We start from the raw sequence: 13,129 nt of genomic DNA, 5'->3' as shown, positions 1-13,129 counted from the left end.
TCCTCTAACATTTGAGCACCTAGATTACTGCCTTTTCGATATTGCCTCTATAAAGTTTTTATAAAGTTTTTTATCTGATTCGTTAAATCTTTATAAAGCTTTTAACGCCTACCTTCATTGTTACTTTAATAACTCATATTCTAACTTCAGCAGAAGGAGTAATAGGTGTGTTGGGTTGGATAAAAATAGTGATGCTTACAGCCTATGTATTAACTGTTTATTGACCAAATAAACTTTACCACTTCTCTCTTTTAACTTTAATTTAGGTATCAACATGGCACATTTTACAGTGATCGGATTAGGTCGATTTGGCATTGCAGCAAGCCTTGAGTTAATTCATTTAGGGCATACAGTCACTGGGGTTGATAGTAACCCTAAACTCGCTGAAAAATATGTTGAGCATTTATCAGAAACCGTTGTTTGCGACTCCACTGATGAAGCCGCACTTAAAGAGCTTGATTTAGCGAGCAGTCAGGCAGTTTTAGTGGCGATTGGAGAAGACATGCAATCGAGCATTCTGTGCACCCTTGCATTAAAAAACCTAGCTGTTAAGCAAATATGGGTAAAAGCGAGCACTAAAGCCCATCACACAATTATTTCTAAATTAGGTGTAACACGCATTATTCATCCTGAAGAAGAAATGGGCGTGCGCGTTGCACAAGCGCTTAATTACCCTGTAGTGAACGACTATATTTCCCTAGGCAATGGCATATACGTTGTTGAAGTAAGTATAAAAGCGCACTTACATAAAACAAAACTAGGGCATTTACTTAAAGAAATAAAAGGCACTGTAGACCCATTATTGGTTAAGCGCGCCAAGCAAACGTTTGCCAAACTTGATGACGACTTTGAGTTACTTACCTACGACACTTTACTGTTATCAGGTAATCGAGTCGAACTAAACTATCTTGCACCAAGGCTTTTATAATTATGGTTTTATGGCACCCTCTCAAAACACCTATAGATCGAAAAGCCAATGGACATAAAAAACTCAATGCGGCTCCACCGCTTGTTCTCTGCTGTAGTTTTTTAATATTAATAACGCTAGGGGCGTTGGCGTTAAAACTACCTTTTGCAACCTATGCGCCTATTTCATGGATACAAAGTGCGTTTACAGCAACCTCTGCGGTGACTGTAACTGGACTGGTTGTCGTCGATACCGGTTCAGTGTTTACTCCTTTTGGACAAGGCGTTATTGCGCTATTAATTCAACTAGGTGGTCTGGGTTTAATGACCTTTGCGGTTGTAACTTTAATGGCACTGGGTAATAAAGTTGGCTTTATTCAAAAAACAGTGACTAAAGCTGCTTTTAATCAAACAGATACATCTACTTTGGTAAATACCGCTAAGTCTGTTTTGCTGTTTGCGCTAATCGTTGAATCTGTAGGCATTATTATTTTAACGCTGTATTGGCTACCCGAAATGGGCTTACAAAAAAGCTTTTTTCATGCACTTTTTTATACTATTAGCGCTTTTAACAACGCAGGGTTTGCATTGAGCCCCAATAGCTTAATGCAATATGTAGAAGACCCCGTTGTAAATTTAACAATTACCTATTTGTTTATTATTGGTGGCCTTGGCTTTACCGTATTAACAGATTTATATAAGTCAAAGCGTTGGGCTAAGCTCAGTCCCTACAGTAAATTAATGCTGATCAGCACTGTTATTATTAACGTTATTGCATTGTTGCTTATTTACGTAATTGAATACGATAACCCAAAAACACTGCAGCCGTTATCTGAAATAGGTAAATGGCTAGCAGCTTGGTTTCAAGCCGTTACCCCTCGTACTGCGGGGTTTAATACCATTGCTATTGAAGAATTAAAAAATGCCAGTACCGCTTTAACTATGATGCTTATGTTTATTGGTGGCGGCTCTTTGAGTACTGCAAGTGGCATAAAGGTCGTTACGTTTATCGTTTTAATATTAGCAACCTATAGCTACTTAAGACGTGACAAAGGCGTCACCGTTTTACGCCGAGAAATAGACAAAGATTCAGTGTATAAGGCATTAGCCTTAACCGTTATTTCAGCGGGAGTCACTTGGTTGGCTATTTTTACATTACTGGTCGTTGAAGATGCACCTTTTTTAGATATTGCTTTTGAAGCGGTATCGGCACTGGGTACGGTAGGACTTTCACGCGGTTTAACGTCATCGTTATCACCGCTGGGGGAGTTTATCATTATGTTTTTAATGTTTATGGGCAGAATAGGCCCGCTCACTCTCGCCTACTTTTTAGCAAGTCCACGAAGTAAAAAACTAAGATACCCAAGCGCACAACTCTCTATTGGTTAAAAACACAAACACGGGTTTATTAGTTAGTCCGTATTTTTAAATACCGGCTATTTCGCGCTCTGTAATACACTCGTTCGAGGCCATTTCAAACTCACGGCAAGTAAGTGGGCGGTTTTCATAAATAGTACACATTAGCGTATTGCGGTCGAGTGCTTGGCACCAACCATCATCGCCGCGTTTCATTACTTCGCTGCCCCACTTGTCGTAATCAATGTACTGAAAAGGCACACCGGTGTCGGTTACTATGCGCACTTCTAATTGGCAACAACACGCTTGGCAGTTAGCGCAGGTTACGGACTCAGGTGTAGAGGAAATAGTTTTACTTGGAATAACAGTGTTAGGCATAGTGGCTTAAATAAAAGAAACACGCTAAGTAGGATACACGAGCTGGCTAAACGTGCTAGTTAATTTTAATGGTGAACAAATAGAGTAATAAAAAGCGTGCTACTCGTTAACACGCTTTATTGTTGGCATTTAATTTTAAATTAAAAGTTTAATACCACCTTCACATCATCAGACACGGCAGATGCCGAAACAAACCCAATCGTATTTGGGTTAGCTGCAACCATTTTGATCACCTCTGAGTCATTTTCTAGCTCTTTGGGTGGTGTTCCTTTTCCCGTAAAAATAAGCTTTGACCAATAGGCTCTTAACTGCGACGCACTTTTATTAAGCAGCTTACTGTTAAACTGCTCCGTAGTCGGATTTTTTGAATCTTGTGATATTGGAATGATCGTATTGCCATTACTAAACGACTTTTCTTTTCCGGTATAAATTCGACTAATGACGGACTCATCAAAACTACTCTCGTTTGAAGGATGTACAATAATAGCAAAATCAGCAAAGGCAACATTGCTAAACAAAAACAGTACACATAACATTAATTTTTTCATTTTTAATTCCCCTTAAAATACAACATCAACACCAAGCGTGATTGCTTTACTATCACCCGCTACCGCTAACTCGAATGAATCATCTTTTACCCTGTCGTACTGCATTTTGAGTGCCGCCGAAGGATGAAAATCCCAACGAACCCCCACCGCAAAGGTATTATGGCTTTCAGTATCTCCCTCACCTTCTTGCTCAAAATCTGAAAACATCACATAAGGCGTAATTGCATCAAACCGATACCCTGCACTGATCATATAAGTGTCTAGGTTTCCGTCTAGATCTAAACGGTTAAGTTCGCTTAGTACAAAAAAGTCGCCAAAATCAAAATTGGCAGCTAAGCCATAGAATTTGCCATCACGGCTATCTTTTCCATCCCATAAAACCGGCTCTCCAGAACGAAAGCGTTTATTAGTGTATTGCATATGCGTTACTCTCAATTCAAGCCAATCATGGCTTAACGAAAGTACACCACCTAGCATATCTTCCCAAATTTCTCGGGTAGGCTCTTGAAAGAAAAAGTCTGATAGCAGTTTGTTGTCGTCATCATCTTCTTTACCAGCATACACATTAGCAGACACACCCCACTCTCCAATCGAGCCAGAATAGAGAAGGTTTATGCCCTCATAGTTAAATACTTGCCATGTATAATTGTCGGCAGGTGCACGCATCCATACATATGCGTAACCTACGTCAAAAAAATCTGAGTAATAAAAAAGAGGCAAACGCTTTTTACCTGCTTGAACCGTCCAATTATCATTTATTTCGTACGAAATATATGCCCACTCAAAATTAGCATCAAAATCGTTTACACCTCGGGCAACAATTTGACCTGTGACAGATAAGCCCTCACCAAGATCCCCCGACACTTGTATACCAATTAACGACTCTGGAGAGAAAGATAAGTCTTCTGTGTAGCCACTCACATTAGGGTAGTCAGCCAAAAAGGTTGGCTCAACACCATATTGCGGCACACCACTTCCACTGAGTACTTTACCCGCGTTAATACTTGCAAAGCCTGAAATATTAATTTCAGCGTAACTAGTCCCTGAAATAAACACTCCTAACAGCATCAATTTTTGCAGTTTCATCGTTCACCTCGTTTTATATGACCTTAATAGTCATGTTGAGTATAGTTAAACGCTGAAAAAACAAACAAAAATTTAACATTTTTTATAATTATGCAGGTTTGATCATTACTTTAATGGCTATCTGCCAAGCAGTGTAGCTTTTATATCGCTATACCGCTGTTGCTCACAAAGCGCAAATCCGCTGAGTTGGCGTACCTTATTACGAGCAAACAATGGCACGCTCATACCTGCTAAAAAGCGGCACTGGGTTTCAACACCCACGTTATGAACTCCCTTTGTGGCCATATGCGCCAAAAACTCATCTACTTTTTGATAAATAATCTCATCTGCAACAGTTACAGGCGCTAGTGAGTATTCTAGTTTTACAGCATTACCACGGCATACACTGCAATGCCCGCATTGCGCTGGCGCGTTTCGGTCGTCAAAGTAGCGCGCTAAGTTATAACTCAGGCAAGTTTGTAGCTCAAAAAAGCGCACTAAAGCAGCAATTCGTTTTATTTCAGCTTGTTCTTTATCAGCAAAGTAGTGGTGTAACTGCTGGGCAAGCTCTGGGTTATTTATAACTTCACTATGCACTTTATATACTTGGGTAATACGTTTGGTTTCAAGGGTGATAAGACTTTTTTCGGCTAGGTAGTCAAGCGCGGCCACAACCCGTTTACGGTCAACCTGCGCGGCTTGGGTAAGGGTGTCAAAATTGAGCGTGCCCCATATTTTTTTAAAATCGGTATGGCTAAATATTTGCGTTAAAAAGGCTTGGCGCTGCTCGTCAAACTGGCTAAGTAGCTCGTTTTTATCAACCAAAAACTTGTATTTAAAATCGGCATAATAGGCGTACTGCGGCGTAATTGCGCCTTGCATTTCAAGTTGCACCAGTAATGTTTTAAGTGCTAATTGGCGAATATTACTTTCGCTTGAAAGGCTGTATTCTTGCATTTCCCATTGCTGTTGGGCTTGGCGAATATCGTTAATTACATATTCAATGCCACTCAGCTCAGGGGTGTCGCCATATACAAAGTTTTCTACTGTGTTTAGGCCATCTAAATTAGCAAGCGTGTAGCAGTTTGATGGGTTGCCATCGCGCCCTGCGCGGCCAATTTCTTGGCTGTAGTTTTCAATCGATTTTGGTAAATCGTAATGAATAACAAAGCGAATGTCTGATTTATCAACGCCCATACCAAAGGCTATAGTTGCTACAACTACGTTAATTTTACCCGCCATAAAATCATCTTGAATTTGCCACCGGAGTGTATCTTCAAGCCCTGCATGATACGCAACCGCCTGAATACCTTGCGCACTTAACGTGTTAGCCACTTGCTCAGCACTTTGCTGCAGTGTTACATACACAATACCTGGGCCATTTTTCGCACGCACTATGTTTGTAAGTTCGGTGTTTTTATCAGCCGTTTTTACACTTAGCACGCTTAAATCGAGGTTAGCGCGGTAAAAGCCAGTTTGTACAATGCACTCAGGGGCAATATTAAAACGCTCGCTCATGTCGCGTTTTACTTTTTTAGTGGCGGTGGCGGTAAGCAATAGTACTAGTGGAATATTTAGCTCTTCGCGATATCGCGGTAGTTTTAAGTAGTCAGGTCTGAAGTTATGGCCCCATTCAGATATACAGTGCGCCTCATCTACCACCAGCATAGACAGCGCAACTTGGCTTATAAACTCTCTAAATCGCTCGTTTTTAAAGCGCTCTACCGACACCATTAACACTTTAATTTTACCATTTCGCACATCGTTCATTACGGTGCTGCTTTGTATTTGGTCTTGGCTAGAATCAAGGCTTGCCGCGTAAATACCTTTGCTATTTAAAAAACTAATTTGATCTTTCATTAAGGCTAGTAATGGCGACACCACTAACGTTAAGTTTTCTAAATGCATAGCCGTTAGCTGATAACACAACGACTTACCCGACCCTGTAGGGAATATAGCAAGGGACGATTGCCCATTTAAAAGCTGCTCTATAGTTTGCTGCTGCCCTGCTCTAAACTGGTTAAAACCAAAATGTTGCTCAAGTGATTGTAAAAGCGGCGTATTCATAAAAATGTCCTTTTTGGCGTTGATAACACAGGGCTATAACAGAAAAATGCAGCCTAGATGAAGTATTTGCAAGTTAGTATACCGTAAATTAGGTGATTTACTGCTGACATATCCATTATTTAGGCGCACACTATAGCCCCATAAAAGTGAGCTTTGCCAAAATAATTTTTTGATACCCAAGTCATTTTAAAAATAATAAAACAGATTGCTTGGGTATATTATTTTTAAGGGCATAGTCATGAACATAACCACTCCTAAAATCGTCGTTATTGGCGGCGGCGCTGGCGGATTAGAGCTTGCAACTCAATTAGGGCATAAACTAGGAAAGAAAAAACACGCAGAAATTTTATTAATAGACAAAAACCGCACCCACATATGGAAGCCATTACTGCACGAAGTAGCCACAGGCTCTATTGACCCCGATTTAGATGGCGTAGTTTACTCTGCCCATGCCGCAAAACATCATTATAATTTTCAACTTGGTACCTTTTGTAATATCGACCAAAGTAATAAAACAATCACTCTCGCACCACTTTTTGACGAACTTGGCCACACTATTTTGCCCAAACGCACTGTACGCTATGACCACCTTGTTATTGCTATTGGCAGTGTAAGTAACGACTTTAATACCCCAGGCATAAAAGAGCATTGCTACTTTTTAGATTCAAACCAGCAAGCTGAGCGTTTTCAGCATTCTTTGCTCGATAGCTTTACCCGCCTTCACCAAGACGACAACCAGCAACAATCTCTTGATATTGCCATTGTTGGCGGCGGCGCAACAGGCGTTGAACTATCAGCTGAGCTTTATCATGTGTCTGAATTACTAAAGCTTTACGGCCTAACAAATATGTCGTCTAAACGTTTGCACATTCATTTAATTGAAGCGGGCCCACGTATTTTACCTGCTCTGCCCGAGCGAATTGCCGTAAGCGCTAAACGTGAGCTGTTAAAGTTGGGCGTAAACGTGCGAGAGCAAACACAGGTAAAAGAAGCCACCGAGCAAGGGTTTATTACAAAAGACGAAGAACATATTAATGCCGATATTATGGTATGGGCGGCAGGCGTAAAAGCGCCAGATTTTATTAAAGACTTAGGTGTTTTTGAGCTTACCCGCAGCAACCAAATTCAAGTAAACGAGTTTTTACAAAGCACCGTAGATGAAAGCATTTTTGTACTTGGCGATTGCTGCGCCTTTACCCAAGAAGACGGAAAACTTGTACCGCCACGCGCGCAATCGGCCCATCAAATGGCACAATGTGTTGAAAAAAACCTTATTGCAACACTTAAACACCAGCCGCTAAGCGAGTTTAAATACAGCGACCACGGCTCTCTCGTTAACTTATCGCGCTACAGCACGGTAGGTAATTTAATGGGTAACTTAACCAGCAACACCTTTTTTATTGAAGGTAAAATAGCCCGCTTTATGTATATATCGCTGTATCGCATGCACCAACGCGCCATACACGGTAGCGCAAAAACCTTTGCGTTATGGATAAGCGAAAAAGTACTGCGTGTAGTGCGCCCTAAAATGAAATTGCATTAATAAATTAAGTACGCTCACAACACCACAAAAAGCTTTAACAGTTAATAAGTATTCTCTCTTAAAGCTTTTTTGCACTTTGCGTACCTAAAGTAGTACGATGTGAGAATATTTTAATAACATCAAGGGATTGGCGGTTATGAAAAAGCTACTTATCGGACTTATAATTATAGCGGCTTTGGCAGTATATTTATTTAAAACCCAGCCTAACACAGCAGCTGTAGAGCAGAACAACGTGGCTGCACCTAATGTCACTGAGCCTAATTTAGTTAATAAAAAGCAGCCCGCAGAAGGCACACCGCTACGAATAGTCATAGATCTAAAAAAAGATATTCGCCTTTGCAGAGATCAATCACAGCAACAACATATAAAAATAAATAATTTAAACCAATCGCTTGTTTCATTTTTTGTAATTGAGCTTAAAAAAGGGACGTTGGTCCCTACGCTTTTAAAGTATGCAAACCTATCAGAAATCTATAAGCGTCAATACATTGCCCTTTTAAGAGATGCCATAGTTGCAGAGCAAAAACAGCAGCTTAATATTACTAGCTCTTTAAACGAGTTAGCTAATTGGCAAGGCATTGAGGCAATTAAAGGTTTCACCAATGATAAAGTAAAAGAAATGATTCAACAGCTTGGAGATAATAAGCATAGCCCTCCAGGGCTTTCTATGAGCGTACCGCTTGATGAAAATGTACAAAAAGAAACCCTTTATGCTTTATTAAACAACACTGATACATTTACCACTTACTCTAAAACGTTTATTAAACTTGAGGGCAGTGAGGTTATTTCCCCGGCTACATTGTTTGTACTTAATGCAAATAAATTTACCCCAAAAGAGTTTGAGCAGGCAATTTCATCTAACCAATTTACAGTAAATGAAGTGGCTACTGCGATTAAAAACAACATTCCTAATGAGTATATTTTTGCGCTTATAAAGCAGGTGCCGGCACTGAATGCTATGCCGCTATACGAAGAAAAATCTGTTTTGTATAACATAGCTGATATTGCCGTAAGCCAGTTTAATTTACCGCTTGTAAAAGCATTGCAACAACTAGGCGTAACACCAACCAATCAGCCAGGCTTATTTACGGGTTTAGATGTTGCAATAGTAAACCTGCCTAAAAGTGGTAACTTAACGCTAGCCCCTTTAGATGCAAAGCATACTCAAATGTTAAACTACCTTACAGAGCAGGGCTATAAAGCTCATAGCGGTAATGCTAATGACGATCCAAATAACAAAGGCGTTTTTTTTGTAAGTGACTTTATTTACCAGCAAGGCGCCTATATTAATGCGCAGAAAAACCCTGAGCAATATGCTTACTTTAATTCTATTGGTAAAATAGACAACACCACAATGCCTCAAGTGAGTGACCCCGATAATTCTGATGTTGCACGCTTTTTAGTAAATTTGAAGCAACAAAAGAAAGATCTAGATAATAATAGGCAAAACTGTGAACTATTACAGCAGCAGTTAAGTGATACTGAGCAATTACACTCTACTATGCAAGCATATAATACGGTGCTAGAGGTAAAAAAAGAGCACGGTAATAACTTCGAATATGTTTTGCAAGAACAAGACCCCGTATTAGTTAATTACTGGTGGAGTATGCTAAGTAATCAGCTTTCAAACGATAGAAGTCATAGCGATTTCAGCGAATATTTGTCTAAAGAAAATTACCAAAAAGCTTATGAGTACAGCCTTAGTACACCATTAACTCAAACAGAAACTGATACACTTTTTACATTACTGCTATTAGAGCCTCATGACTTTATAACGATCTGGGAAAGCCGAATTGAACCTAAGCCACCAAGTGATTTAGCAAGATTAAGTCGTTTTCCGCTTGAGCATTGGCAAAAGCTAAAACAAGCTGGTTTTGATTTTTCGATTACCGACATATTTGGCCGCGACGTATACATACAGGCAATGTTTGCCTCAAACGATATAGTACAATTTTTAATTGATAATAAAATACCGACTGTTCCCAGTAAGCTTGGTGTAGATATACTCGACTTAGCACTAGAGCAAAGTTATACAAAAGGTGAGCTAAGCCCAATGATTCCTTTAGCTTTACAGCTTGTTGAAAAATTTGAGCCCAATCACTTAGCCCGCGTTGCCAGATTAAAAATGTTTTACCCTGAGGTTTATCAACAGTTAATTCAGCTAAACCCAGCGCTTAAGCCTGCCCTCGGCACAGAGCTAAATCATTATATGTTTGATAATCACTAAATAACCCGCTAAGCACGCTAACGCCACTTAGCGTGCCATTTAATGTCTTTAATATTTAACATTGCATGTGTAGAGTATTTAAAACAATTAAAGGGTTAGGGCAATGACGGGAAAAACACTAGTTTTTAACTTTGATGGCACAGGAAATGAGCCCCGTGACGCAGAACAATTTAGCTCAGAGCATTTTAAAGAAGACAGTAGTATTTCTAATATTGTTAAGCTGCACTTGTTATTAGGCGGCAAACTTGATGGTTCCCCCACTACACCTTTCTCGCAACAATTGAGCTTTTATTATCAAGGTATTGGCACTAAAGGTAGCCGGTTAAAACGCATTTTAAATCAAACTTTAGCGCCACGTGGTGACGATGTTGCCAGTATTTTAAATCAAGCCATGCGTGATTTTAAAACGCATTACCAACTAGGCGATACCCTTTTACTTACCGGTTTTAGCCGAGGTGGCGCTCTCGCTAGGCGTTTTGCAAAAATTCTGGAACCTTTGATTAGTAATAATGTGTACGTATGTGTATTTGATACCGTGGCCTCAATTGGCTTATCAAAAGTGAGTAAAGCGACACGCGGCGCCGAGCACGTTATTTTTGAAAACCACACCATTGCTAATAATATTTCACAAGCACTGCACTGCGTTGCACTTGATGAAAAACGCCGTGCGTTTGAGCCTACGCTGATGAACCATCAAAATAACATTACTGAACTGTGGTTTGCAGGCGCGCATTCAGACATTGGCGGTGGGTACTACCGTGATGGTTTAGCTGATATTTGCTTACGTTATGCACTTGAGTGGATTATTGAGCAGCCATTAGCTATTTCATTGTTAACAAGTCACGATATTAACTACAAAACTCTTCTTCCCGATAGTAATTTAATTGCACAAGACGATCTCACTGTTATCCCCGATTCACTTGCACTGAGCCACCAGCAAAATTACTTTTGGTTAAACTCGTTCTTTAAGCTAGTAGATAGAGAGTGCTTTGTGCTGGTGGATAACGAAGCGAGTAATATTAGGCCATTAGTTCACCACAGTGTGGCTACACGTATTAATAAGCTCACCAGCTACCGTCCAGAGTCACTTAAAAAGCAGTCATACAACGTTAGCTACAGTGACAACAGCACCTTAAGTTTTACCGGCTTAAGTGCACACATTACGCTTGCCAACCAAAATATGAGCGTATTAAGTATTGGCCAAAGCCAAGATGTGGTGGTATTCGCCAGTGAGTTTTATAACAAAACGGGCTTAATGCTCGAGCAAGGTGCAACCTATCGCTTTACCCCCTACCCTGATCAACATTGGTTTGACGACGGCATAAAGTGTACACCTATGGGATGGCATCGCGATGACGTGCAATTAGGCGTTAAAGAAATTCCAATGGCGTTACTTGAACCATTCAGGCGACTTCCAGATGCTCAGTGGTTCTCATTAGTTGGCGCAATTAGTAATAACGAAGAATTTTTATTTAAAATAGCCAATGGCGCTACGGTGACTATTACTAAATCAGGTGAATTTAGCCCCTTTGCCAACGACTTAAGCCGCTTTTATGGGGCAAACGCAGGCAGGATAAAACTAAAAGTAACGCGCCTAAGTTAACGTGTAATAGTTAACTTAAGCTGTGGGTAATCAATGTACCCCTCGCCAGAGCTCAGGTTAGTTAAGCATCAGTGCACTTTATACTGCAAAGTGCACTGGGGTTTGGGTCGCTGGTGGACGTTATTACTTTTTCATTTTATGGCCTTTTACGGCATAAAATAAAATAAATAAATAACATGGTAACAACACCGAATACCCTGTTTGTAATGAAGTAAACCCGCTTAATAATCCCCATAAAACTGGACCAAACGCCCCCCCGGCTATCCCCATAACCAAAAGCGCAGAGCCTGTGCTTGTTAGTTTTCCAAGCCCAGACAACGCAAGTGGAAATACCGCGGGCCAAACAATGGCGTTTGCTAAGCCTAAAAACGCTATAAGTAGTAATACATCGGGTAAATTAGCGCCGCCTAATGGTATTAATAATGCGTTAGCAATCATAAACGACTGTGCATCAATTAATAAAATGCATAAGGTAATAGCAATACCTAATACGGCTGATAGTGTGAGGGCTGCTTGTTGAGTTATAAATTTGGGAATAAGCAAAATACCCAAAATATAGCCAAACACCATAAAGATCATGGTGTAGGAGGTCATCACACTATAATTAGCAACGCCAAGAGAGAGCGCAAAAGTACCAATGGTATCGCCAGCAATAACTTCTACTGCAACATATAAAAAAATGGCAATCGCCCCAAAAACTAAGTTAGGGTGAGATAACGTTTCGCTTATTTCACTGCTACCTCTTGTTTGCTCAGCATCGTCAGTAATAAGTTCAGGTAATGGTGATTTATTAACGGCAAACGCTAATAGTCCAATAAATAGTGCCATACCTAAATAAGGAAGAATAAGACCATTCGCCATGTCATCAACTTGTTGCTGGCTGAGCTCAGTGCCTACTGTATCTGTAAAATTACTTAAAATTAACGCGGTAAACACTAAGGGTGAAATAACACCCGCCCCTTTATTGAGTATGCCCATAATACTAATACGAACCGCTGCAGACTCTTCAGGCCCAAGCCTTACAACATAGGGATTAACCGCAGTTTGAAGCAATGTTTGTCCTGCGCCCATCACTAGCTGTGCCAACAAAAATAAAGGAAAAACTTGCGACATAGCAGCAGGAATAAATAACAAGCCGGCAATCATCATCAACCCCATGCCCATCGCCATACCGTTTTTATAACCAACTTTTTTAATTAACATTGCCGATGGTAACGCTGTAAAAGTCACCGCTATATAAAACGAAAATAAAATTAACGATCCCTGAAATGGCGTTAACTTTAATATTTGGCTTAAATAAGGCATTAATGAACCATTTAGCCACGTTGCAAACCCCAGTATAAAAAATAATACTGCCACAATAGCCATGGGCAGTATGCTACTGCTTTTAGGTGTATCCATAACATTTGTTGTCATGTTATTTTTCCTTTATTTAT

10 protein-coding genes are annotated in these 13,129 nt (G+C 40.1%); 5 read left to right on the top strand and 5 right to left on the bottom strand.

The window, feature by feature from the left end; all coding sequences use genetic code 11:
- Window positions 1-274: 274 nt before the first annotated feature.
- Entirely contained in the window at window positions 275-928 is a 654-nt protein-coding gene (locus tag ATS72_RS17260) for a potassium channel family protein (protein ID WP_058429409.1), read from the top strand.
- 2 nt (window positions 929-930) lie between these two features.
- Window positions 931-2,295 (top strand): TrkH family potassium uptake protein, encoded by a 1,365-nt coding sequence (locus tag ATS72_RS17255; protein WP_058429408.1) that lies wholly within the window; start codon window positions 931-933, stop codon window positions 2,293-2,295.
- Window positions 2,296-2,331: 36 nt separating this feature from the next.
- Here ATS72_RS17255 and ATS72_RS17250 read toward each other — a convergent pair whose 3' ends face one another.
- From ATS72_RS17250 to ATS72_RS17235, 4 genes are all read right to left on the bottom strand, one after another.
- The gene (locus tag ATS72_RS17250) at window positions 2,332-2,640 is read right to left on the bottom strand and encodes a YkgJ family cysteine cluster protein (RefSeq protein ID WP_058429407.1); all 309 of its coding nucleotides are present in this window, start codon (window positions 2,638-2,640) and stop codon (window positions 2,332-2,334) included.
- Window positions 2,641-2,780: 140 nt separating this feature from the next.
- A complete protein-coding gene (locus ATS72_RS17245) occupies window positions 2,781-3,188 on the bottom strand; it encodes a substrate-binding domain-containing protein (RefSeq protein WP_010556059.1) in 408 nt (135 codons plus the stop codon).
- Between the two features lie 12 nt (window positions 3,189-3,200).
- A complete protein-coding gene (locus ATS72_RS17240; RefSeq protein WP_039037250.1) occupies window positions 3,201-4,274 on the bottom strand; it encodes a porin in 1,074 nt (357 codons plus the stop codon).
- Window positions 4,275-4,391: 117 nt separating this feature from the next.
- The gene (locus tag ATS72_RS17235) at window positions 4,392-6,320 is read right to left on the bottom strand and encodes a RecQ family ATP-dependent DNA helicase (protein WP_058429406.1); all 1,929 of its coding nucleotides are present in this window, start codon (window positions 6,318-6,320) and stop codon (window positions 4,392-4,394) included.
- Between the two features lie 238 nt (window positions 6,321-6,558).
- Between ATS72_RS17235 and ATS72_RS17230 the strand changes: the two genes are divergently transcribed.
- From ATS72_RS17230 to ATS72_RS17220, 3 genes are all read left to right on the top strand, one after another.
- Complete coding sequence (locus ATS72_RS17230) at window positions 6,559-7,863, top strand: NAD(P)/FAD-dependent oxidoreductase (RefSeq protein ID WP_058429405.1); 1,305 nt, start codon at window positions 6,559-6,561, stop codon at window positions 7,861-7,863.
- 136 nt (window positions 7,864-7,999) lie between these two features.
- Window positions 8,000-10,090 carry a hypothetical protein gene (locus ATS72_RS17225; RefSeq protein ID WP_058429404.1) on the top strand — a complete coding sequence of 697 codons (2,091 nt, stop codon included), beginning with the start codon at window positions 8,000-8,002 and terminating at the stop codon, window positions 10,088-10,090.
- Between the two features lie 103 nt (window positions 10,091-10,193).
- Window positions 10,194-11,693 (top strand): phospholipase effector Tle1 domain-containing protein, encoded by a 1,500-nt coding sequence (locus ATS72_RS17220; protein ID WP_058429403.1) that lies wholly within the window; start codon window positions 10,194-10,196, stop codon window positions 11,691-11,693.
- Window positions 11,694-11,816: 123 nt separating this feature from the next.
- Here the strand turns inward: ATS72_RS17220 and nagP are convergent, their stop codons facing one another.
- On the bottom strand, window positions 11,817-13,109 hold the full coding sequence (nagP, locus tag ATS72_RS17215; RefSeq protein ID WP_058429402.1) for an N-acetylglucosamine MFS transporter NagP: 1,293 nt from the start codon (window positions 13,107-13,109) through the stop codon (window positions 11,817-11,819).
- Window positions 13,110-13,129 lie beyond the last annotated feature (20 nt).

Origin of the sequence: Pseudoalteromonas sp. 13-15, from assembly GCF_001468205.2 — a bacterium.
In the GTDB taxonomy this organism is placed as follows: domain Bacteria; phylum Pseudomonadota; class Gammaproteobacteria; order Enterobacterales; family Alteromonadaceae; genus Pseudoalteromonas; species Pseudoalteromonas marina.
Note: the sequence above shows the minus strand (reverse complement) of the source record. Positions and strands in the feature narration are given on the sequence as shown.

Excerpts from the sequence above, each read along its gene's own strand:
- ATS72_RS17220 (WP_058429403.1), top strand. The coding sequence starts at position 10,194 with ATGACGGGAAAAACACTAGTTTTTAACTTTGATGGCACAGGAAATGAG.
- ATS72_RS17235 (WP_058429406.1), bottom strand. The coding sequence starts at position 6,320 with ATGAATACGCCGCTTTTACAATCACTTGAGCAACATTTTGGTTTTAAC.
- ATS72_RS17255 (WP_058429408.1), top strand. The coding sequence starts at position 931 with ATGGTTTTATGGCACCCTCTCAAAACACCTATAGATCGAAAAGCCAAT.
- ATS72_RS17250 (WP_058429407.1), bottom strand. The coding sequence starts at position 2,640 with ATGCCTAACACTGTTATTCCAAGTAAAACTATTTCCTCTACACCTGAG.
- ATS72_RS17245 (WP_010556059.1), bottom strand. The coding sequence starts at position 3,188 with ATGAAAAAATTAATGTTATGTGTACTGTTTTTGTTTAGCAATGTTGCC.
- nagP (WP_058429402.1), bottom strand. The coding sequence starts at position 13,109 with ATGACAACAAATGTTATGGATACACCTAAAAGCAGTAGCATACTGCCC.
- ATS72_RS17225 (WP_058429404.1), top strand. The coding sequence starts at position 8,000 with ATGAAAAAGCTACTTATCGGACTTATAATTATAGCGGCTTTGGCAGTA.
- ATS72_RS17240 (WP_039037250.1), bottom strand. The coding sequence starts at position 4,274 with ATGAAACTGCAAAAATTGATGCTGTTAGGAGTGTTTATTTCAGGGACT.
- ATS72_RS17260 (WP_058429409.1), top strand. The coding sequence starts at position 275 with ATGGCACATTTTACAGTGATCGGATTAGGTCGATTTGGCATTGCAGCA.
- ATS72_RS17230 (WP_058429405.1), top strand. The coding sequence starts at position 6,559 with ATGAACATAACCACTCCTAAAATCGTCGTTATTGGCGGCGGCGCTGGC.